A 21900-nucleotide genomic window follows, 5' to 3' on the forward strand; every position below is an offset into this window, starting at 1 on the left:
TCGGTGCTTTACTCTTTTCTTTTTATTATAAAGGTGGGAAGAGCTGGATTCAATCTCATCCTCTTTGACGAATTGGCTTACGAAGCTTTTGTTGCAAAAGCTTTTTTTGTTCTTCTTTTTTCGCATATAAAAGTGATGACACATTGCCACCTACAACTAGAAGTGCTAACCCTAACCACGTAAGGCTAAAAATCCCTTGAAGGCTCTCTGTGCTTATGACAATATAAGGCTTTGCATAATAAAGCATAAGACCACACAACAACAAATATAAAATTGCTTTATTTCGCTTTAACACCACTACATTCCCCCTTTTTTATTTACATAGTATGCTTGTACACACAAAAAAAGACGATGCGCGCTAAATTTGCATCGTCTTGCTATTTCTATTACAAATCCAAACCTTCTCCAGGCTGTAAGACTTTCCCTTCAATTCCTTTTAAGGATTGGACGAACTCATGAGGATCTTGTTTAATAACAGGGAACGTATCGTAATGGATTGGAACAACTAATTTGGCATTTATCCATGAAGCTGCAATTGCCGCATCCTCAGGACCCATTGTAAAGTTATCTCCAATCGGCAAAAATGCTACATCTGGATGGTAATCGCTTAACAATTTCATGTCAGAATAAAGCGCCGTATCACCCGCATGATAAATGGTTTTTCCTTCAATTGTTAGCAGCAAGCCTGCTGGCATGCCCGTGTAAACAATTTGCTTGCTTTCTTCTTCCGTATAGCTTGATCCATGAAAAGCTTGTGTGAGTTTAACTTTACCAAAATCAAACGTATAAGCTCCTCCAATGCTCATGGGATGAACATTTAAACCTTTCCATCCTAAATATGTAGCGAGCTCAGCAATAGCAATAACCTGCGCATTTGTTCGTTTTGCAATGGCTACTGTATCTCCTACGTGATCGTTATGACCGTGCGTTAGTAAGATATAGTCTGCTTGTACATCCTCTGCATTTAAATCCGTTTTTCCATTTCCTGTAATGAATGGATCAATTAAAATTGTTTTCCCTTGCGTTTCAATTTTCACAACAGAGTGTCCGTGATAAGAAATGTGCACAATAACCTCTCCTTTATCATTATCACTAATTAACTAGTTCGTACCCTTTCTATACTAATTTAAACAAAAAGGGTACGTTCTCTTTATTATAAAGCCGTTATGCTTGCTCTAACAATGTTGTAGCATCAGAGTACGTTAATCCATGTGCATCCGCTACTGCTGCATATGTCACAAAGCCGTTTAATGTATTAATCCCTTGAAGTAACGGTGGATTTTTCAAACACGCTTTCTTGTACCCTAGGGTTGCAATTTGAAGCGCATAAGGAACAGTCACGTTCGTTAAAGCCATGGTTGACGTACGAGGAACAGCTCCAGGCATATTAGCTACCGCATAGTGCAAAACACCGTGCTTTTCATACGTTGGATTATCATGTGTTGTAATGCGGTCTGTTGTTTCAAAGATTCCACCTTGGTCAATCGCAATGTCTACGACAACTGAACCTGAAGACATTGTTTTAATCATGGAAGTGGTAACTAATTTTGGAGCTTTGGCACCTGGAATTAATACTGCTCCAATTACTAGGTCTGAGTCCTTCACAGATTCTGCAATGTTATAGTGATTTGACATTAATGTTGTAATTTCCTTGCCAAATAAGTCGTCTAATTGTCGAAGTCGCTCTGCACTTAAATCAATAATTGTTACATTTGCCCCTAGGCCAACAGCAATTTTCGCAGCGTTTGTTCCCGCAACTCCACCGCCAATAATCGTTACTTTTCCTCGTTGAACACCGGGCACACCACTTAGTAAAACTCCCTTACCACCCTTTGTTTTTTCTAGAAATTGTGCCCCAATCTGCGAGGACATCCTTCCAGCTACTTCGCTCATTGGTGTCAAAAGTGGAAGCGTACGATTCGGTAGCTGCACAGTTTCATACGCAATGCCTACTACTTTCTTTTCAATCAATGCTTTTGTTAATGCTTCTTCAGCAGCAAGGTGCAAGTACGTAAATAAAATTAATCCTTCACGAAAGTAATCGTACTCTTCTTGTAATGGTTCTTTTACTTTCATGACCATCTCTGCACTCCACGCATCGTGAGCTGTTTCAACAATGGTCGCTCCAGCTTCTACATACTGTTCATCCGTAAAGCCAGATCCCTCACCAGCACTTTTTTCAACCCATACTTCGTGACCAGCGTTTGTAAATGCCGTTACGCCAGCTGGTGTAATAGCAACGCGATTTTCATTATTCTTAATTTCTTTTGGAACACCTATTTTCACGATTGTCACTCCTTAATTTATTGTTTATTTATCATATGAATGATATGTAAAATAAGCTCCCCACCTTATGCTTATAAAGTGGGGAGTTTTTGCCTTATTTATAGTCTATCCATCTTTTTATTCATATAGTTCGTTATCACTTTTAGCTTCAACATTTTCAAATGTTGAAGCCATGTAGCCATCTCCTACTACACCACTTGAGTAAGAGTCCATTAGTTGTTGAAACGTTTGTTGTTCTCCTTCATGATCGTATTCATAAACGTGCTGAGGGTTCTTTTTTTCTTTCATTGTTAATCTCTCCTTATATAACGTGTTGTTTTATTCCCCTCTATTTTTCTTCTAACTTGTTGGAGTTATGCACGATGTAACCGTGATTATGACTCTGTACACTTTCACAAAAAATAAGCATAAAAAATGCGCACTTCAGTGAGTGCGCATTTTTTATGCATTAACTTCTTGCTTCAAATCCTCTTTAACTTTTAAGATTGCTTGTCTTACCTGATCGAAACCTGTACCACCCGCACTATTACGACGATTAACCGCAGTTTTTGGATCAAGTACGTGATAGATATCCTCTTCAAATAAATCGCTTGCCGCTTGGTAATTTTCTAACGGTAAATCCATTAGATACATACCTTGCTGAATGCATTCTAGAACAAGCTTACCTACAACTTCATGAGCCTGACGGAACGGCATCCCTTTTGAAGCAAGGTAGTCTGCTAATTCCGTTGCATTTGAAAAGTCTTTTTTAGTTGATGATTCCATGACGTCTGTTTTAACAGTCATTGTTTCAATCATTCCAGCAAAGATTGTCAAGCAACCCTCAATCGTTGTAACTGTATCAAACATACCCTCTTTGTCTTCTTGTAAATCTTTGTTGTATGTTAGAGGCGTACCTTTCAACACTGTTAACAAGCTAAAGAGATGTCCATAGACTCTTCCTGTTTTTCCACGGATTAGCTCAGCCATATCAGGGTTTTTCTTTTGTGGCATAATACTGCTTCCTGTAGCATATGTGTCATCCATTTCAATAAACTGGAATTCTTGACTCGACCATAAAATTAACTCTTCGCAGAAACGAGATAAGTGCATCATCAAAATTGAGCTATTGCTCAAAAATTCTAAAATAAAGTCGCGATCACTTACTGCATCCATACTATTTTGATAAATATCAGCAAAGCCCAACAGCTCAGCGCTATAGTAACGATCAATTGGGAACGTTGTACCAGCAAGTGCTCCTGCTCCTAGGGGAGAGATATCAATGCGTTTTAACGATCCTTCAAATCGCTCAGTATCACGCTTAAACATTGATACATACGCTAGTAAGTGATGAGCAAACGATACAGGCTGCGCTCTTTGTAGATGCGTGTAGCCAGGAAAGATTGTTTCAACATGCTGATCAGCTTTTTCAACTAACACATGCTGTAAATGCTTTGTCAGTTGGATGATTTGCTGCACATGCTTCTTTAAATATAAGTGCATATCAGTTGCAACTTGGTCATTACGGCTTCTGCCTGTATGCAGTTTTCCACCTACAGGACCAATTTCATCGATCAAGAGCTTTTCTAGATTCAAATGAATGTCTTCGTACTGAGCAGAAAACATAAGCTCTTTATTTTTTGCTTTTTGAAGCAGGGTTTGTAACCCTGCTTTAATTTGATTCGCTTCTTCACTAGAAAGAATTTTGCATTTTTCTAGCATAGATACATGAGCTAAGCTACCTTCAATATCTTCTTCTACTAAATGTTGGTCGAATGAAATGGATGCCCCAAATTCATCAATCCATTGTTCAGGACGTTTCGTAAAACGTCCTCCCCATAATTTGGTCATACTGTCGTCACCTTCTTAGTATTCACCATGCTGCTAACTTTTGTTGGAAGTCCCCATAAAGAGATAAATCCTACTGCTGCGTTATGGTCAAATTCATCTTCTTTTGTGTACGTAGCAAGTTTTTCGTTATATAGAGAGTTTGGAGACTTACGGCCTTCAACAATCGCATGACCTTTAAACAGCTTTACACGTACCGTTCCGTTTACATATTGTTGCGTATCCTTTAAGAATGCTAACAGTGAATTTGTTAAAGGTGAAAACCAAAGTCCTTCATAAATAACTTCTGTTAACTTTTTCTCAATAATTGGTTTGAAATGTGCCACTTCTTTTACAAGTGTTAGATCTTCTAATTCCTTATGCGCTTTGATAAGAGTCATCGCAGCTGGACACTCATATACTTCACGTGACTTAATTCCAACTAAACGATTTTCTACGTGGTCGATACGTCCAACTCCGTGCTTTCCAGCAATATCGTTCAGTTCAAGAATAAGCTGAGCTAACGTATAAGATTGGCCATTTAATGAAACAGGTACACCTTGAACAAATTCAATTTCAACCGTTTCAGGAGTATCCGGCGTATCTTCTAATGCAACAGTTAAGTCGTAAGCTTCTTCCGGCGGAGCAGCCCAAGGATCTTCTAGAACACCACACTCGTTACTTCTTCCCCATAAATTTTGATCAATTGAAAACGGGCTGTCTAAGTTAACTGGAATTGGAATATTATGCTGCTTCGCATATTCAATTTCTTCTTCACGAGACCATTTCCAATCACGTACCGGTGCAACAACTTCTAGATCTGGGTTTAAAGCTTTGATTGAAACTTCAAAACGAACTTGGTCATTTCCTTTTCCTGTACAACCATGGGCCACAGCTACTGCATTTTCTTTCTCTGCGACTTCAACAAGCTTCTTTGCAATTAGCGGTCTTGATAACGCAGATACTAATGGATATTTGCCTTCATATAATGTGTGAGCTTGCAGAGCAGCTAATGCATAAATATTTGCATACTCTTCTTTGGCATCAATCACGTGTGATGCTACCGCTCCAACTGTAATAGCTTTTTCTTTAATAAAGTTTAAATCTTTTCCTTCACCTACATCTAAACAACAAGCAACAACATCATAACCTTTTTCCTGTAACCATTTAATAGCAACTGAAGTATCTAAACCACCTGAATATGCAAGAACAATTTTCGGATTACTCATCAACATTTCCTCCTAATATATATAAATACATCTCAATAAATTTTTATTCATTTAATCTACTATTACTTTAACAACTTTATTTGGTTTTTTCAATACTTATTCACAAAAAAGTATATAAATTCACAAATACTTTTTCAAAAACCTTGTTTTATACGATAAATATACTCTTATCATAAAATAAAACTGCATATATAAAGTGATAAAACACATGATTTTTCTTATTATTTCCTTTATCATAAACAGCATAAGTTCTTATTCACAAAACAAAGAGAGCATTAATGCAAAGATTTCATATGCAAGTGAGGCGTTTATTTATGCAAAATATGTTTTTATATAATAAAAGGCTGGGTATTTCTATTCCTGTACTAGCACATTCATGGAATGAATATACTCCCGCACTACAAGAAGAAATTTTAATTCAGTGGGAAGAAATTAGAGGTTTGATTCCTGATCGAATTGCAGAAATTGAAAGGAAAATTAATAACAAGCAGGCTGCTTTAGAAGAAGAAGATAATTTTCAGAAGTCTTGCCAATTAAATGAGGAAATTGCTGAATTAGCCTCTATTATTAATGATTTGTGGATTTGGTATCGTACGGACCAAGATATATCTGCCAAAACTCATTTGTAAATAAGGTCGAGACATAAGTGTTTCAGTTAACTCTCAACCGTTCGGGTTTTTTGTTGGTGCGGAAAATAAGTTTAAAAAAGAGTGGAATGGAGCGTAAGACACGCGACTCCTGCGGGAACTAGAGGAAAGGCTGAGACCCCACAGCGCAGCGAGGAGGCTCAGATTCCTCCCCGCGGAAAGTGCGACAATGGAACGAACGTGTTTTTCCAACCTCACTCGTTTCGAAACGTCATGTCATGATTCGTCTTTGAGAAGGAATCATGTAGTTATATCCCAGCCTCGTTATTTACTTTTTCTATTAAAAGACGATATTGATAAAATCGCTTTGCATAATCTGTTACTTGCTTTGTAAATGTATAGTTCATTCCTCCACCAATTGCCATACCAAGCAAAGGAATACGACCGTATGCCTTACGCTTTAAGATGACTATAAGAAAGCTTTTAACAATCTGAGCAACAGCTTTATAAACAAGCGACTCAGTTACCACCTGATCTCTACCTTCATAAAAATAAGGGTCGACACCATGTTCGATTTCCTCTGTCAATTCAAGCCACCCTGTCTTTTGCAATTCAGGTGGCAGCAAAGCCGTATGAAATACTTTTAACGTCATCATAAGTTCAAACGGTGTATGGATATTATAACCGTAGCTCATGGCTGCTTTTTGAATCGATTGTAAATTAATAAATAACAAAGCTGGAATATCTGTACCTACTAGTAGAGCTTTCCCCGTACCAGATAAAGCGCCTTGTCCCAATGCATAAAGCCTCTGTTTTGCTAGCTGTTGATCACAAATGTAAGATAGTTGATCAATTTGTAGTGATTGAAGTTCTGGTATATCTGTAATATCTGGTTGAAATACGCGTGCTGTATTAATAATCTGTTTTTCAGCTTGTATCTGAATATCTGTATTTTGAATAAAGGATGTAAAATGAAACATAAAATCATCTGTTTTCGCTAAATACTCTTGTAAAATATGCTCAGGTACAAGGCCAACTGCTTTATGTAACCATTCATCATATGTAATCTCAATCTGACTTTGATCATATTCATCCAATGTTTGTTCCCACTCCCGAATTTCGTGTAGCAACTGCTCTTCTCGATTGGTTAGGCTCATGCTTTCACTCCTTCAAAGATAAGTAATAGAATTTGTTTCCATTATAACAAATGTTTAAAAAGACACCTATTTTCATAAAACAAAAAAAGCTAGCGAAAGACGCTAGCTTTTTACATGCTATTAAATATTTGCTAAGCGAACTACGTCGCGAGCAATCATTACTTCTTCATTTGTCGGAATGACAAGAACCTTTACTGGAGAGTGAGGATAGCTAATAAACGCTTCTTCTCCTTGAACACCGTTTAATGCTGGGTCCCAATATACGCCCATAAATTCTAAGCCACGAAGTACACGAGCACGTACAACATCACTGTTCTCACCGATACCTGCAGTGAAGATAATTGCATCTACACCAGACATACGAGCTGCATAAGAGCCAATGTACTTATGAATACGACCAGCAAACACTTCAAGAGCTGTTTCTGCGCGGTCGTTTCCTTCGCCACTTGCTTTAATTAAGTCACGTAAGTCACTTGAGATACCTGATACACCAAGTAAACCACTTTCTTTATTCAACACATTTAGCACTTCGTCTGCAGTTTTTCCTGTTTTCTCCATGATGAATGGAATTAACGCAGGGTCAATGTTACCAGAACGAGTTCCCATTGCTACACCAGCTAACGGCGTGAAGCCCATTGATGTATCAATTGATTTTCCACCTTCGATTGCTGCGATACTTGCACCGTTACCTAAATGACAAGAAATTAAACGTAGTTGTTCAACTGGACGACCTAATAGTTCAGCTGCACGCTCTGATACATATTTATGTGATGTACCGTGGAAACCGTATTTACGAACACCATAGTCTTCATAGTACTCATACGGTAAGCTGTATAAGAATGATTTTTCAGGCATTGTTTGATGGAATGCCGTATCGAACACTGCAACTGCCGGAATGTTTGGTAAGATTGCTTGGAATGCTTTAATACCAACAACGTTAGCTGGGTTATGAAGAGGTGCTAAATCTGATAATGCTTCAATTTCAGCTAGTGTTTCATCCGTAATTAACACAGAATCAGCAAACTTCTCTCCACCGTGAACAACGCGGTGTCCAACGCCTGTAATCTCATCGTATGACTCAATAATACCTTGAGACAATAGCTTGTCTACTAAGATTTGAACTGCTACAGAGTGGTCTGGAATTTCTCTTACTTCTGTTTGTTTTTCACCATTTACTGAAATAGTGAAAACAGCATCGTCTAAACCGATACGCTCTACTAAACCTTTTGTTAAAACTGCTTCGCTTGGCATTTCAAACAGCTGGAACTTTAAAGATGAGCTACCAGCATTAATTGCAATAATTTTTGACATATACTAAAAACAGCTCCTTTTTATATACGTGCATTATGAACTTGACGAAAAAGTACAAAACGATATTCTCTACAATATTCTATGCATTTCGACACAAATTCTATCCTTATTCATTTAATCATTCAGCACTATAGATTTCAAGGGCTATGCACGATTAAAAGCGCCATCATAAAAAAATCATTATTTTCTAAAAAGATAAATTATTTATTCAATTTAAACCATTCATTCATTTGACTCATAATATCGTTCATGCCTTGCTTGTTACTAAACTTTGGTAAATTTACAAGAAGTGCGTTCTCTGGTGGAGTTACCCCCTCACCCTTTTTCTGTAAAACCAGAATGCTTTTTGCTGCTTCTTCCTGCTTAAACATCGATAACGGAAGCTGAATGATTGCTTGTACAATCGCTTCTTCTTTTAGCAACGCCTGTAGAAGATGAGATTGCTCAGAATCAAATAGATTGTTTGGAATCAGCGTGACTACATATCCACCTGGTTTAACGTGGTTTAAGCTTTTTTCAATAAATAAATGATGAGCATATGTATGCCCTTCTTCTGACTTTACTTTATATTGGGCAGCACCTTCATCATTTGGATAATAGCCTACCGGTAAATCACAAATCACAAGGTCAACAGGATCAATAAATAACGGCTGTAAACTATCTTGATGAAATAACTCTACACCGTGCTTTTGAAGGTTTGCATTTACATAGGTTAACTGAAGCAATAAGTCGTCAATATCAACGCCATACACTTGTTCAATTGAATGTGAATGCATATTTAAAATCGTCGTAATTAAATTCCCTGCTCCTACTGCTGGATCTAGTATCGTATAGCTCTGATTCCCTTCCATAAACTTACCAACGACATAACCCATAAATAACCCTACCGCATCAGGTGTCATTTGATGATTTGGCTGAATCGCTTCTTTCATTCCTTTTAAAACTGCTAATTGATATGCTTTTCGAATTGTCTCTTGCTCAAATTGATTCAGTTTTACAGAACTATATTCTTTTTGTAACCTTTTTTTCGTTACTTCATCTAATTCATCTTGTAAGATGTCTTCTTGAAATAAATTTTCACCTGTTTCAGCAACTGCTTCTAAATATAAGCAGTTTAGCTCTTTTCGTAAAATGACTGCACTCTGGTCAATAACCTTAAACAGCTGCTCCATTTTTGATAACTCGCTCACATCTATTCCTCCTTGAACATTTCCATTTATTAATCTATTTTTCATTACAACGCTTTATATAGAACTCTAACAAAGAATTTTATTTTATCACAAATAGTTCATGCCACACAAAGAAGGCGAAAAACAATGTTTTCCGCCTTCTTTGTCTAAAACATGTGCAATTACTTAGCTGCTTTTGCTGCTTCGATTGCTGCTTCATAGTTTGGATGATCCGTAACTTCTGGTAAATACTCAACGTATGTTACTTCGTCGTTTGAGTTTACCACAAATACAGAACGAGCTAATAAACGTAGTTCTTTGATAGCTACGCCAAATGCTTCACCAAAAGATAAATCGCGGTGATCAGATACAGTTTGTACGTTTTCAATACCATTTGAACCGCACCAGCGCTTTTGTGCAAACGGCAAATCAACGCTTACTGTTAATACTTTCACATTGTCTAGCTTTGATGCTTCTTCATTGAAGCGGCGAGTTTGTGCATCACAAACACCTGTATCAATAGAAGGAACTACACTAATTAGACGCACTGAACCTTTTGTGTCATCTAACGTTACTTCTGACAAATCGTTTGCAAGAACCGTAAAATTAGGCGCTTTGTCTCCTACCTTTACTTGATTCCCTAGTAGTGTTACATCGTTACCTTTAAACTTAACTGTTGTCACGAATGATTCCTCCCCTAAATAAATATGTACATCCTTCATATTAGCGCCTATGTAAAAAGATTGCAATTAAATGCGTTTTCCCCATATAAAAAAGCCCTCGTTTTTATAATCATGTAACGAGAGCTTGTAGCTTATAGATTAAATGAATCATGACTATCATTGCGGTCATGATTTTCTTGGTCATGACGATTTTTTTTAAACATATGCTGCATGCGTTCGATTGCTTGAGGTGCAGTGTCTAGGATCTTCTCGTATAAGTGCGTGCTTTCATTTAAATGAAGCATTTTAATTCCAGCTGAGCTAACAATCAAGAAAGCAATTGGCGTAATCGATACTCCTCCACCACTTCCTCCACCAAAGGGATGACTCGAATCAGCTGATTGACCACCTTGTTGTGAAGATGACTTGTGTCCTTCTCCATTAAATTCACTTCCTCCTGCTGCAAAACCAAACCCTACCTTTGATACCGTTAAAATAACGCTTCCATCCGGTGTTTCTACTGGGTCTCCGATGATTGTATTGACGTCAATCATTTCTTTTAAATTTTCCATTGCTGTAGACATTAGACTCTTAATTGGATGTTCTCCCATTCAAGTAACCTCCTTATGTTTTAACAGAATGCGCTTTGCTTTCGCTTTCAGGCTTATAAAAGCGAGGTATCTTGCGCCAGTGCTTAACTAAACGTAAACCTACTAATATAGCTTGTCCTAATCGGAATGAAATTATGCATTGAAAGATGGTTTCAGACCACATCTTTTGAAAGGCTGGCACTACCGTCATCCTAGGAGGATCTTTTAGCCTCATGTATTGATCGAGCAGATGAACAAAACCACTTTTTGCAGACCATACAACACCCACTAAAATAGCGCTGAGAGCAGCGTCACCTAGACCTACTCGTGTATGCCATTTTAAATTTCTCACTGCTATATGACTTAAAAACTTCCGAATAATGGTATGAAAGCCAACAACATGTTCTAAAAATTGCTTTGCATCTTCCAGAAGATTGAGACCGTCTTCCATGGAGTAGTCTTTCCATTTATCTTTATTTGTATTTTCTCCCGCTCCGCTTTTTTCTTCGACAAGCAGGGTATTGGAGTCTTTTTGAACCTTTACCACTGGTATTTCATATGTATAGCGAATGAGCTTAAACCACGCCATAAACGTCACGCGATAATAATCGTTATCCTTGGCATGTCGTAAGTCAATATATACCGTAACCTTCGTAACTATCACTATAAACACAAGGACAAGTAGTATTGCGATAATCCATGACACCCATATCACTTTCTTCACTCCTTTTTCCCCTTCCATTATGTCCCATATATCATGAAGTTAAACCTAACAAGAAAGGCCCCCACTCAACGAGTAGAGGCCTTCTATATTATTTTATTTCATGCACTACTGCAGTTTCTGCAAAATAGTCATGTGCACCTTGCTTTTTAGGTAAAAAGGCAACGATGATATAACCGATAAATAGAACCGTTTTTGAAATATAACGTCCAATTCCTTCTCGGAACAAAACGACTGACCAGCTAAGCGGCGTTCCATTTAATGAGACTACCTTTAAGCCAAAAACCATCTTTCCTAATGTTTGACCAAAGAACTTGGTCATTAAAATGAAATAGCCGTAAAACGTCAGTGCTGTAATGAACCAAAACGGTGAAAATAATTGATCAACTTGAGCAAAATCAAATGCTTTAAAAATTGGTTTTACAATAATACCATTTATACTTCCCACTACAATGATATCAAGGAGGTATGCCCAAAAGCGCATCCAAAACCCAGCATATCGATTTTCAACTACAGAAGGGTTTACTACTCTATCTTCTAAAGGTGATGAATGTTCAACACCCGCTACTTCTTTATCATATGAGTTATTTTCCATTATTCATCCACCTCTATTCTTGATATAGATACATCATACGAGGAGAATTTGGCTCAGCTAATGATTTCAAAACAGAAGATAGCTGCTGGTCACTTCCCATCATCTTGTTCATGCTCATGGATAGCCATGAAGGGAAGCCAAAGCCTGATTCGTATTCAATAACCTGAGCATCTTTTAGCTTATACTGCTTTTTCATATCTACTAAGCTGTCTTCAAAGAACCCTAGCTCATCAACTAATTTTAACTCTTTTGCTTGGCGACCATCATAGATTCGCCCATCAGCAATTTCACGCACCTTACTTTCAGATAAGTCGCGCCCTTTCGAGATGACATCAACAAAGCCGCTGTATGAGTTATCAATAAGCTTTTGCATAATTTGACGCTCTTCTTCAGTCATATCTCTCGTAGGTGACATAATGTCCTTATGCTCACCACTTTTTATTGTCACGTCTTTTACTCCAAGACGCTCAGCGAGTTCTCCGTAGTTTACGCTTTGCATAATAACACCGAGTGAACCTGTTAACGTATCTGGAGTTGCATAAATTTTATCAGCTGATGTCGAGATGTAATATCCACCAGATGCAGCCATTGAGCCCATTGAAATATAGATAGGTTTTTTCGTATCAGCTTGAATCTCTTCCATTTTTTTATGTATTTGAGCGCTTTCTACTACTCCACCCCCTGGTGAATTAACCTTTATGATAATTCCTTTGACCATGTCATCATCTTTAGCTGCATCAAGTTGTTCTAAAAACAGCTCGTGATTATAGCCACCTTGCGAAAATACTGATGTACTATCTCCTGTATCTTGAATCGTTCCGTTTACTTCTAAAACAGCAATCTTATTAAGAGACGCACCCTCTTCAATAACCGTTTCAGTTAGCTCGCTAGTACTTCCGCCAAAGAACCCAGCAACGCCCGTTTCCTCATCACTAGCAAAAATAAAAGTTGAAACTGTGTTTACTAGTATTGAAATAATAAATACACCAACTGCGATGGCGAGTGCTACCCACCTTTTCGTATTCATGAAAACCCTCCTAAATTAATCCTGATTACAAATTGAAAGAATAATCTTTCAATTTATGTTTTAATAGTGATATAATTATTGTAACAAACTTTTGTAAGAAAGTTTACTTTTATACTATTTTTTTACATCAAAGACGGGGAAACAAGGGGGAACTACATATGTCAAATCGTCGTAATGTTTATTTCTTTCATCCTAGAAATAAAGAAACGAATGCCGCAGTAAAACCTTTACAAGAGTTAGCGGTTAAGTATGATTTTACGGTAGTAGAGCAATCGAAAGAGGCAAATATTATTGTAAGCATTGGAGATGACGGTGCTTTTTTACAGGCTGTCCGTCAAACAGGTTTTAGAGATGACTGCTTGTATGCAGGGGTAGCAACATCCGAGCAGCTAAACTTCTACTGTGATTTCCATATTAATGAAAAAGAAAAAATGATTGACGCTATCACTTCCGAAAATATTGAGGTAAGGCGCTTTCCTGTATTAGAAACAACCATTGATCAAGAGACGACATTCCATTCACTAAATGAATGTCTTGTGCGATCCGCATTAATAAAAACGTTTACAATGGACGTATTTATTAACGAGAATCATTTTGAGACATTCCGTGGCGATGGTATGGTTATTTCGACACCAACAGGAAGTACAGCTTATAATAAATCAGTTAACGGTGCCGTCGTTGATCCACTTTTACCGTGTATGCAAATCAGCGAACTTGCATCTTTAAACAATAACAATTATCGTACGCTTGGATCTTCTTTTATTTTAAGCAATGAGCACACGTTAACCCTAAAGCTCTCAAACGATAACAGCCATTACCCTGTTATCGGCTTAGATAACGAAGCAATCAGTACAAAACACGTAGATCAAATCCAAGTTCGTCTAAGCGATCGCCAAGTTAAAACTGTAAAATTAAAAGATAATTCATTTTGGCAACGCGTACAGCGTACATTCTTATGAGTACTATTTTAAAGAGGCGTGCTTTACAGCACACCTCTTTCTTTATGAACACTGATAAACAATCTCACCATTTATAATGGTGAAATGTACTTGCACTTCAAGTAGCTCATCCACGTTTATCTCAAATAAGTCCTTTTTAAACACCGTAAAGTCGCCAATGTATCCTTTTTTAATCTTTCCTTTTATATGTTCTTGGCTAGTTGCTTGGGCACTTCCTAATGTAAATAGCTGAATGGCTTGAAACATCGTTAACTTTTCTTTTGGCATATATTCAGGTAAGTCGCCTACCCCTACTTTGCGCGTTACGGCTGCGTGTATTCCTAGCAGTGGGTTAATTGGCTCTATAGGTGCATCCGAGCCTCCCGCACACATAATGCTGTTATCTAATAGAGTCTTCCATGCATAGCAATATTTTAAATTTTCCTCACCTATCTTATCAATTACCCACGGAAAGTCACTTGCTAAAAAGCGCGGTTGAATGTCTAATACAACAGGTAAACGCTTCGTTCTTTCAATCAAATCTTTCCTTAAGATTTGTGCATGAATAATACGATCTCGAACCTTTTCACTAGGTGGATATTGCTCAATGCTATCTAATACGTATTCAAAAGCTAAATCACCGATAGCATGAATAGCTACAGGTCTGCTAAGCTCTCTCGCCTTTCGAACAAGCTGTTTAAGCTCTGGTAGGCTCTGAATAGCTAGCCCGTTTGTTGATGGATCACTTTTATATGGAAAGCTAAGCAGTGCAGATTTACTACCTAATGAACCATCAGCAAAAATTTTCATCGCACCAAATTCTAAAAATGCAGAGTGGGTAGACTGCTGTTTCACATATTCGTCCATTGATTCTACAACCTTATGATGAACAAGTAAGTTACAGCGAAATAAATTTCTTTGATCCTCTATTACTTTTTTAAACGCTTGGTATGTTCGTGTAAAACCACCATAATAATTTAAATCTTCCGTATGTACGCCCGTTAGTCCGTATTGAACACAATCTTTAATTGAAACCTGCAAAGCTTTTTCTAAATAAGCTTCTGATACAACTGGAATATGCTTGGTTACCAGTTCCTGTGCTTGATCTGCTAAAAAGCCCGTTGGCATTCCCAGCTCATCAACTTGAATGGCGCCTCCCTCTGGTGATTCAGTGCCTTTAGAGATTTTCGCTATTGTTAACGCTTTGCCATTAGCAAGCAACCCGTGTCTACAAACACGTTTAAGAACAATTGGATGTTGGTCTGTAAGAGAATCTAAATCTCGATAATGAAGTAGTTCTCGATCATCCCACTGATTCTCATCCCATCCTTCTCCAATAATCCATTCCCCTGGTGGCGTTTGCTTAACCTTTTCCTGAACTAATTTCAATACCTCACTGGCAGAAGACGCTTGGGATAAGTCTAAACGAAGCAGTTTTTCTCCGTGTCCAATTAAATGTAAATGACTATCAACAAAACCGGGATACATGACGCTGCCATCTAAGTTTACTTCGTTTTGAGTATTTTTTTGTTGTGCATTTCTGACGTCACGTTCGAAACCAAGGTCTTCAATCATCCCATTTTCTACAAAAACACTCTCTACCCATTCTCCTTCTTGAGCCATTGTATAAATTTTTCCACCGTAAAACAATGTTCCCATCTCTCTCTCCCTTTCCCAAACGTACTTTACATTTAGTATAAAGCTTTGCCACAAATGGTGAAAGAAAATCACCAAAACGAAAAGAGTGAGGTTTCCCTCACTCTTCTTTAGCCATCATTATTCAGTTAATATGACTTATTTGTAGCTACCACCAAGTTGTTGTTCAGCCATTTGAACTAAACGTTTAGTGATTTCGCCACCAACAGAACCGTTAGCGCGAGATGTTGCTTCTGGTCCAAGGTTTACACCGAATTCAGAAGCGATTTCGTATTTCATTTGGTCGATAGCAGCTGCTGAACCAGGAGCTACTAATTTGTTTGTGTTTGCCATGTGTTTTCACCTCCTCGTTGCTTGTTGAATATAGAGTGTGTCAAAACACATGGCTTCATACGTTTTTTTTTTGGTAATTTTTATCTTTTTATTTTTTAAAATAAATCGTCGTCATTTCCAAGTAGATTTTGTGGCTCCAACGCCTTTATTTCAAGGGTTTCTGTATTTTGAACTGCTTCTTTTATAAGCGTATCAAAATCATAAAATTCTTCGTATCGATTTACTTTTTCACGTTTCGGCTTTGTTTTTGGTGCGCTTGGCGTAAAAATTGTACAACAGTCTTCATAAGGACGATTCGAAATCTCATGCGTATCAATTCGCTGAGCAATTTTAATAATATCCGTTTTGTCCATTGTGACAAGTGGTCGTAAGATTGGCGTGTTTGTCACTTCATTAATTGCATACATACTTTCAACCGTTTGGCTAGCAACCTGTCCCAAACTATCTCCTGTTACAATCGCTAAAGATTCTCTCTGAGCACGCAATAAATCCGTAATACGAAGCATCATTCTTCTTGTAGATGTCATCGTATAGTTTTCTGGAATCTGTTTTTGAATAGCTTGCTGAACAGCTGTAAACGGCACGATATGAAGCTTAATATTGGCATGATATTTCGTAAGCTTTTGAGCAAGATCAATTACTTTTTGCTTAGAGCGTTCGCTTGTAAACGGTGGGCTATAGAAATGAACTGCTTCAATCTCCAGACCTCTTTTCATCGCTAGGTAACCTGCAACAGGGCTATCAATTCCACCTGATAGCATAAGCATTGCGCGTCCGCTTGTACCTACTGGAAGCCCTCCAGCTCCTTGATAGTCAAAACACGTAATGTACGTTGCTTCACGACGAACTTCTACCCTTACATTTACATCAGGATTACGCACATCTACTTTCAAATTTGTTGTATTTCGCAAAATGTGACTACCAACTGCATAGTTAAGCTCACTGGTATCAAGTGGAAATTCTTTATACGCACGACGTGTTGATACTTTGAATGTTCTATTCTCTACATCAAACTCTTGCATCGCTTTTAACGCAGCTTCTTGAATGGCTTCTAGTTCATTTTCTACTTTTAAAGCTAAGCTAAAGCTCTGAATACCAAAAACTTCTTGAAGAAGTTCTACAATCGGCTCATGATTTTCTCCATTTAAATGGATGTACATACGATCTCTTGTATATTTAATATCCACGTTAGAAAATTGAGTTAAGGCATGAGCAATATTTTGACGTAGCTGAGCAACAAATTTCTTTCGGTTTTGTCCTTTAGTTGAGATTTCTCCGTAGCGAATTAATATATGGTTATAAATCATTTATTTTTACCCCATTACTTTTTTTAGTTCTTCAATTACTGTGAAGATTGCATTAACTGTTGGCGTTATTTCATTAAAATCATTAAAATGAGACAGGCTAATACGAATTGACTGATCAGCTTCTTCGTAACTTTTCCCCATTCCTAATAATGTTTTACTAGGCTTTTGACGCTTAGAAGAACACGCTGATGTCGTAGATACAAAAACACCCTTTTCCTCTAGAGCATGAACGAATACTTCACCTTTGATTCCTTTTACTGTAAAATTCAAGATGTGAGGAGCGGCTCCTTCAGCTGGAGTGTTCATGATAATACGCTCATGCTTTTCCAATTGGGACTTCAGTTCACTCTGCATCTTTTTCATTTTATTACTATTTTTCGACGCATGTTCCATGGTTAAACGCATTGCTTTTGCGAACGAGACAACTCCCGGCACATTTTCAGTTCCAGAGCGTTTCTGCAACTCTTGAGCCCCTCCACTAATTAATGGTGAAAGCTCAACGCCTTGGCTTATATACAAAATACCAGTTCCTTTTAAACCATGAATTTTATGACCTGATATTGTGCATAAATCAATATGAGCACCTCGCAATGAAAGAGGGACTTTTCCAATCCCTTGAACGTGATCTACGTGATATAAAACGGTTGGATACTCCTTCAGTATTTTCCCAATTTCCTCAATAGGTTGAATTGTTCCAATTTCATTATTAACATGCATGATTGAAACTAAAATAGTTTCAGCTGTAATTGCATCTTTAAGATCATGAGGATCCACAAACCCTTCTCTAGAAACAGGTAAATATGTTACATCAAAACCAAGCTCTTGTAATTGTTTAAAAGGTTCATGAACGGAGTCATGTTCAATAGCCGTTGTGATAATATGACGGCCTCTATTTCTATATTTCATGGCTGTACCTTTTATCGCCATGTTATTTCCTTCCGTACCTCCAGATGTAAAAATAATTTCTTTAGGTGATACATGTAATAATTGCCCTACTTGCTCTCTTGACTTTGTCATAAGATTTTCAGCTTGTACACCAAACTGATGGAGTGAAGAAGGATTTCCATAATATGTCGTAGCAACCTTTGTAAAAGATTGAATAACTTCATCGTAAGGCTTAGTAGTAGCACTATTATCTAAGTAAATCAATGTGCACGCCCCTTTAAGAATATTTAGAAACAACTTTTTATCTTAGCATACCTTCATTATTTTTTAAATGATGTTGTTTATTTATCCAAATGAAACAGATAATACTCTTAATTACTTTTCTAAAAGGAAAGCCTAAATAATATAATAACTGTCCGAAATATTAAACTGAATATTTAGATTTTTAAAATTTTCGACATTTTTTTTATGAAGTATGATAGTATGTATCAGAAACTTTATACTATTTCTATAAAACATAGGAGGCATTATGAAAAAAGAAGCATTGACTCGCAAAGAGACATTAGCTATTGGTTTAATGCTTTTTGCCCTATTTTTTGGTGCAGGTAATATGATTTTCCCTCCCTCGTTAGGACAACAAGCAGGGGTAAATACATGGAGCGCAACAGTTGGCTTTTTGATAACGGGTGTTGGATTGCCGTTACTAGGAATTATCGCCACATCTAAAACCAATGGAGATTTTACAAAAATAGCAAACAGAGTACATCCTATTTTCGGAATATTTTTTACAATTGTTTTATATCTAGCAATTGGACCTTTTTTTGGTATTCCAAGAACAGATACCGTAGCGTTTGAAATTGGTGTTACACCTTTCTTATCTGATAGCGCGTTAGCTAGTAATGTACCTTTAATGATCTATACAATTATTTTCTTTGGTATTACGTTATTTTTGTCATTGAACCCAACAAAAATTGTAGATCGCATTGGTAAGGTTTTAACACCGCTGTTGTTAACAGTTTTAGCTATACTTGTTCTAAAAAGTTTACTGACACCAATGGGAGAATTTCAACTTCCACAACCAAGGTACGAATCAGCTTCATTTGTAGCAGGGTTTGTTGATGGTTATTTAACAATGGACGCTATTGCAGCTCTTGTGTTTGGAATTGTTGTCATTTCAAGTATTCGAGAAAAAGGGATTGTGAATAGTCAGAAACTTTCGGCTATTTGTATTAAAGCAGGTTTTATTGCTGCTATTGGATTGATTTTAGTATATGTATCACTAGCTTATATTGGTGCATCTAGCGTAGAGTCTATTGGCATGCAAGCCAACGGAGGAGCAATTTTAACAGCTGTTGCTCGCGAGCTATTTGGCGGCTTTGGAACGATTATTTTAGGACTAGCAATTACATTTGCATGTTTAACTACATCAATTGGCTTAATTTCTGCTTGTAGTTCTTTTTTTAATCGAATCTTTCCAAAACTTTCTTATAAAGGTTTTGTAGTAGTGCTCACGATATTTAGTGCAGTTATTGCAAATGTAGGGCTAACACAGTTAATTTCTATTTCCGTACCAATCCTTACATTTATCTATCCAATTGCAATTAGCTTAATTGTCCTTTCTCTAGTTGCATCAGCACTGCGATTTGGCCGTGAAGTATATGTATTAGCAGTCGTTACAAGTTCTTTCTTTAGCCTCTTTGACGGGTTAAATGCTGCTAATTTAAAAATTGCAAGTATTGACAAGCTGTTTACAAATTACCTCCCGCTTTATAGCGATGGAATGGGCTGGCTAATTCCAACCCTTATCGCTTGTATCATTGGCTATATGATTAGTAAAATCCGTGGAAGCTACATCGAAGATTTGGAATCTTCTTCTCGCAAAGCTTCATAATTTCATATCAATTATAAAAAAAACGCCAGCTAACTAAGCTGACGTTTTTTTATTCTATCTATTTGTGATCATAAACTGCTGGATTTTTTCTACCGCACCAGGGTCGACCTGTTCAATCGCACTAGCTACTTCGTTTAGAGCTTCTTTATATTCATATTTACGAAATAGCTCTTCTGCATCTCGTAGCGCTTGAGCTACCGATCCATACTGACTGCGGTAACGATTTCCATATTGAATCATCTTCTCCACAAGCTGCGCTTCTTCTAGAATTGCTTCCGTTTCTTCAAATGTCTCTTTTACAGCCTCTACAGCTTCACTAAGAAGAGCTTGGACTGCTTGGATGTTAAGAGGTTTTTCTTGAAGCTTTAACGTTGCGTCTTTCAAGAGGTGCATCGTCTTTTCTAACTGTACCTTATAGTATTCAGGTACACCTGGTAAATTACTTTTCTGAATCAACCTTTTTGCCTCAATAAGCTGAGACTTTAAATCCTCAATTTGCTCTTTAGCCGTTAGTTCGTCTTTTCTCAACGCTTGAAGCATATCGCTATAAGATTCTTGAGACTGTTGAAGCTGTTTTAGTTGCTTAGACACATCTTCAAGTTCTTCTTGAATAACGCTATAAGCTAAGTTATGTTCCGCTACTTTATCTGAGATATTATAATAAAGGTTCGTTAAACGCTTTAATTCACGATCCATTTTGTAATACAGCTCTAAGTCTTTCTCTTTAAAGTGATAGCTTTGTTGTACGAACAGTGTTTCATCTCGCAGTTCTCGGTTCTTATCTTGTAAAATCTTCAAGAAATGTGAAACCGTTTGAGATTCTTGATTCATCTTATGATATGAATACACTTCGTGCTCTAAAGCATCGTATAGTTGCTCTAAGCGTTCATTTACATCATCGAGCTTTGCCATTGCTTCTTCTACATAAAGCTCTTCGATTTGTTGAATAATAGTGTCTGTTTCATGTCTTAAAAATTCAATCGTTTCTTCAACTTGCAAATGATCTAACACGTAGCCGTCTCTGGTCATACCCATAAATCCATCAATTAGCTCTGAAAACTGAGCTGGAAGCGTAGTTTGACATTCTACTAACACTTTTGGAATTTGTTCTAAGCATGTATCAATTGTCGTTAAATCCGTTTTTAATTGCAGAACCGTTTCTCGTGCTTGTAAATAGTTTCCATTTACTGTTTCTTCTTCAAAAACAGCAAACTGTTTCTTTGCATGATCAATCGCTGCTTCCAGCGTTTTTTCCGCTTTTCCATATGAATAGCGGTGCGCTAGCAACTTTTTCTTTACATGACGGTGCAACTGGTTAAGCTCTTCAATGTCATGACGATTATTTTGTTCGCTGCCAATCAGATTTTGTAATTCTGTTAATATGTTCTCAATCTCAGCCTTTGTTTTATCTAACAGTTCATTAATATGTATAGATAGTTGCTTCGCTTTTTTAAAGCGGTATTTATCTGCACATTCTTCCGTTTCAAAAAGTAATTCATCAACTTTTGGAAGCTCAGTTGCTACGATTTCATCCCACTGTTCACGCCAGCGTTCAAATAGCTCTTCAGTTTGACCTGTCATGTTTAGTTCTTTTACTTTTGAAATTTCCTCTGCCACCGGCATATTCTCTAACTCCATCTTACGAGATTCAAGCCGGTCAATTTCCTGATAAAATTTTTTTCGTGAAAACATTCCGTACACAACTAATCCAATAATTAGTATGATTAGTGCAATAATAAATTCCATACTA

General features: G+C 37.2%; 22 protein-coding genes. 3 read left to right on the top strand and 19 right to left on the bottom strand.

Translation table 11 applies throughout. From position 1 onward, the window contains the following. Nucleotides 1–55: 55 nt before the first annotated feature. From LZP85_RS16665 to LZP85_RS16690, 6 genes are all read right to left on the bottom strand, one after another. Nucleotides 56–295, bottom strand: a complete 240-nt coding sequence (locus LZP85_RS16665) for a hypothetical protein (protein WP_025908933.1) — start codon at nt 293–295, stop codon at nt 56–58. Nucleotides 296–386: 91 nt separating this feature from the next. Beyond that, nucleotides 387–1067, bottom strand: coding sequence for a metal-dependent hydrolase (locus LZP85_RS16670; RefSeq protein ID WP_025908932.1), 681 nt, complete (start codon nt 1065–1067; stop codon nt 387–389). A gap of 97 nt (nt 1068–1164) precedes the next feature. Beyond that, nucleotides 1165–2286, bottom strand: a complete 1122-nt coding sequence (ald, locus tag LZP85_RS16675) for an alanine dehydrogenase (RefSeq protein ID WP_119543244.1) — start codon at nt 2284–2286, stop codon at nt 1165–1167. A 117-nt stretch (nt 2287–2403) separates the two neighbouring features. After that, complete coding sequence (locus tag LZP85_RS16680; protein WP_169799852.1) at nt 2404–2574, bottom strand: hypothetical protein; 171 nt, start codon at nt 2572–2574, stop codon at nt 2404–2406. A 153-nt stretch (nt 2575–2727) separates the two neighbouring features. Beyond that, complete coding sequence (gene argH / locus LZP85_RS16685; protein ID WP_119543245.1) at nt 2728–4116, bottom strand: argininosuccinate lyase; 1389 nt, start codon at nt 4114–4116, stop codon at nt 2728–2730. Continuing rightward, nucleotides 4113–5321 (bottom strand): argininosuccinate synthase, encoded by a 1209-nt coding sequence (locus tag LZP85_RS16690; RefSeq protein WP_025908929.1) that lies wholly within the window; start codon nt 5319–5321, stop codon nt 4113–4115. Before LZP85_RS16690 ends, argH begins: the two co-directional genes overlap by 4 nt. A gap of 314 nt (nt 5322–5635) precedes the next feature. On the opposite strand from LZP85_RS16690, the gene LZP85_RS16695 reads away from it, so the two are divergent. Then, nucleotides 5636–5950, top strand: coding sequence for a hypothetical protein (locus LZP85_RS16695; protein WP_025908928.1), 315 nt, complete (start codon nt 5636–5638; stop codon nt 5948–5950). Nucleotides 5951–6216: 266 nt separating this feature from the next. Here LZP85_RS16695 and LZP85_RS16700 read toward each other — a convergent pair whose 3' ends face one another. From LZP85_RS16700 to sppA, 8 genes are all read right to left on the bottom strand, one after another. Beyond that, entirely contained in the window at nt 6217–7065 is an 849-nt protein-coding gene (locus LZP85_RS16700; RefSeq protein ID WP_078989193.1) for an EcsC family protein, read from the bottom strand. 120 nt (nt 7066–7185) lie between these two features. Then, nucleotides 7186–8376: an acetate kinase gene (locus tag LZP85_RS16705; protein ID WP_076513934.1), complete on the bottom strand. Its 1191-nt coding sequence runs from the start codon at nt 8374–8376 to the stop codon at nt 7186–7188. 200 nt (nt 8377–8576) lie between these two features. Beyond that, entirely contained in the window at nt 8577–9566 is a 990-nt protein-coding gene (locus tag LZP85_RS16710; protein WP_025908925.1) for a class I SAM-dependent methyltransferase, read from the bottom strand. A gap of 161 nt (nt 9567–9727) precedes the next feature. Further along, complete coding sequence (tpx, locus tag LZP85_RS16715; protein WP_061785770.1) at nt 9728–10228, bottom strand: thiol peroxidase; 501 nt, start codon at nt 10226–10228, stop codon at nt 9728–9730. Between the two features lie 131 nt (nt 10229–10359). Next, nucleotides 10360–10818 (bottom strand): GerW family sporulation protein, encoded by a 459-nt coding sequence (gene ytfJ / locus LZP85_RS16720; RefSeq protein ID WP_025908923.1) that lies wholly within the window; start codon nt 10816–10818, stop codon nt 10360–10362. A gap of 13 nt (nt 10819–10831) precedes the next feature. Further along, nucleotides 10832–11521: a DUF2953 domain-containing protein gene (locus tag LZP85_RS16725; RefSeq protein WP_226639105.1), complete on the bottom strand. Its 690-nt coding sequence runs from the start codon at nt 11519–11521 to the stop codon at nt 10832–10834. An 88-nt stretch (nt 11522–11609) separates the two neighbouring features. After that, nucleotides 11610–12113 (bottom strand): RDD family protein, encoded by a 504-nt coding sequence (locus LZP85_RS16730; RefSeq protein ID WP_025908921.1) that lies wholly within the window; start codon nt 12111–12113, stop codon nt 11610–11612. Between the two features lie 13 nt (nt 12114–12126). Then, complete coding sequence (sppA, locus tag LZP85_RS16735) at nt 12127–13140, bottom strand: signal peptide peptidase SppA (RefSeq protein WP_119543247.1); 1014 nt, start codon at nt 13138–13140, stop codon at nt 12127–12129. Between the two features lie 158 nt (nt 13141–13298). Between sppA and LZP85_RS16740 the strand changes: the two genes are divergently transcribed. Further along, a complete protein-coding gene (locus LZP85_RS16740) occupies nt 13299–14099 on the top strand; it encodes an NAD kinase (protein ID WP_119543248.1) in 801 nt (266 codons plus the stop codon). Nucleotides 14100–14141: 42 nt separating this feature from the next. On the opposite strand, the gene LZP85_RS16745 is transcribed toward LZP85_RS16740, so the two are convergent. From LZP85_RS16745 to LZP85_RS16760, 4 genes are all read right to left on the bottom strand, one after another. Then, a complete protein-coding gene (locus LZP85_RS16745; RefSeq protein ID WP_119543249.1) occupies nt 14142–15737 on the bottom strand; it encodes an amidohydrolase in 1596 nt (531 codons plus the stop codon). A 135-nt stretch (nt 15738–15872) separates the two neighbouring features. Further along, on the bottom strand, nt 15873–16067 hold the full coding sequence (locus LZP85_RS16750; protein WP_119543250.1) for an alpha/beta-type small acid-soluble spore protein: 195 nt from the start codon (nt 16065–16067) through the stop codon (nt 15873–15875). A gap of 95 nt (nt 16068–16162) precedes the next feature. After that, nucleotides 16163–17374, bottom strand: coding sequence for a tRNA uracil 4-sulfurtransferase ThiI (gene thiI, locus LZP85_RS16755; protein WP_119543251.1), 1212 nt, complete (start codon nt 17372–17374; stop codon nt 16163–16165). A 6-nt stretch (nt 17375–17380) separates the two neighbouring features. Further along, on the bottom strand, nt 17381–18523 hold the full coding sequence (locus LZP85_RS16760; protein ID WP_061785775.1) for a cysteine desulfurase family protein: 1143 nt from the start codon (nt 18521–18523) through the stop codon (nt 17381–17383). Nucleotides 18524–18788: 265 nt separating this feature from the next. On the opposite strand from LZP85_RS16760, the gene brnQ reads away from it, so the two are divergent. Next, entirely contained in the window at nt 18789–20150 is a 1362-nt protein-coding gene (gene brnQ, locus LZP85_RS16765) for a branched-chain amino acid transport system II carrier protein (RefSeq protein ID WP_119543252.1), read from the top strand. A gap of 54 nt (nt 20151–20204) precedes the next feature. On the opposite strand, the gene ezrA is transcribed toward brnQ, so the two are convergent. Continuing rightward, on the bottom strand, nt 20205–21896 hold the full coding sequence (ezrA, locus tag LZP85_RS16770) for a septation ring formation regulator EzrA (RefSeq protein ID WP_119543253.1): 1692 nt from the start codon (nt 21894–21896) through the stop codon (nt 20205–20207). Nucleotides 21897–21900: the final 4 nt, after the last annotated feature.

This window comes from Priestia flexa (assembly GCF_021441905.1).
In the GTDB taxonomy this organism is placed as follows: domain Bacteria; phylum Bacillota; class Bacilli; order Bacillales; family Bacillaceae_H; genus Priestia; species Priestia flexa.

Excerpts from the sequence above, each read along its gene's own strand:
- ezrA (WP_119543253.1), bottom strand. The coding sequence starts at position 21,896 with ATGGAATTTATTATTGCACTAATCATACTAATTATTGGATTAGTTGTG.
- LZP85_RS16700 (WP_078989193.1), bottom strand. The coding sequence starts at position 7,065 with ATGAGCCTAACCAATCGAGAAGAGCAGTTGCTACACGAAATTCGGGAG.
- LZP85_RS16750 (WP_119543250.1), bottom strand. The coding sequence starts at position 16,067 with ATGGCAAACACAAACAAATTAGTAGCTCCTGGTTCAGCAGCTGCTATC.
- argH (WP_119543245.1), bottom strand. The coding sequence starts at position 4,116 with ATGACCAAATTATGGGGAGGACGTTTTACGAAACGTCCTGAACAATGG.
- sppA (WP_119543247.1), bottom strand. The coding sequence starts at position 13,140 with ATGAATACGAAAAGGTGGGTAGCACTCGCCATCGCAGTTGGTGTATTT.
- LZP85_RS16730 (WP_025908921.1), bottom strand. The coding sequence starts at position 12,113 with ATGGAAAATAACTCATATGATAAAGAAGTAGCGGGTGTTGAACATTCA.
- ytfJ (WP_025908923.1), bottom strand. The coding sequence starts at position 10,818 with ATGGGAGAACATCCAATTAAGAGTCTAATGTCTACAGCAATGGAAAAT.
- LZP85_RS16740 (WP_119543248.1), top strand. The coding sequence starts at position 13,299 with ATGTCAAATCGTCGTAATGTTTATTTCTTTCATCCTAGAAATAAAGAA.
- LZP85_RS16745 (WP_119543249.1), bottom strand. The coding sequence starts at position 15,737 with ATGGGAACATTGTTTTACGGTGGAAAAATTTATACAATGGCTCAAGAA.
- LZP85_RS16680 (WP_169799852.1), bottom strand. The coding sequence starts at position 2,574 with ATGAAAGAAAAAAAGAACCCTCAGCACGTTTATGAATACGATCATGAA.
- brnQ (WP_119543252.1), top strand. The coding sequence starts at position 18,789 with ATGAAAAAAGAAGCATTGACTCGCAAAGAGACATTAGCTATTGGTTTA.
- LZP85_RS16695 (WP_025908928.1), top strand. The coding sequence starts at position 5,636 with ATGCAAAATATGTTTTTATATAATAAAAGGCTGGGTATTTCTATTCCT.
- thiI (WP_119543251.1), bottom strand. The coding sequence starts at position 17,374 with ATGATTTATAACCATATATTAATTCGCTACGGAGAAATCTCAACTAAA.
- LZP85_RS16705 (WP_076513934.1), bottom strand. The coding sequence starts at position 8,376 with ATGTCAAAAATTATTGCAATTAATGCTGGTAGCTCATCTTTAAAGTTC.
- LZP85_RS16690 (WP_025908929.1), bottom strand. The coding sequence starts at position 5,321 with ATGAGTAATCCGAAAATTGTTCTTGCATATTCAGGTGGTTTAGATACT.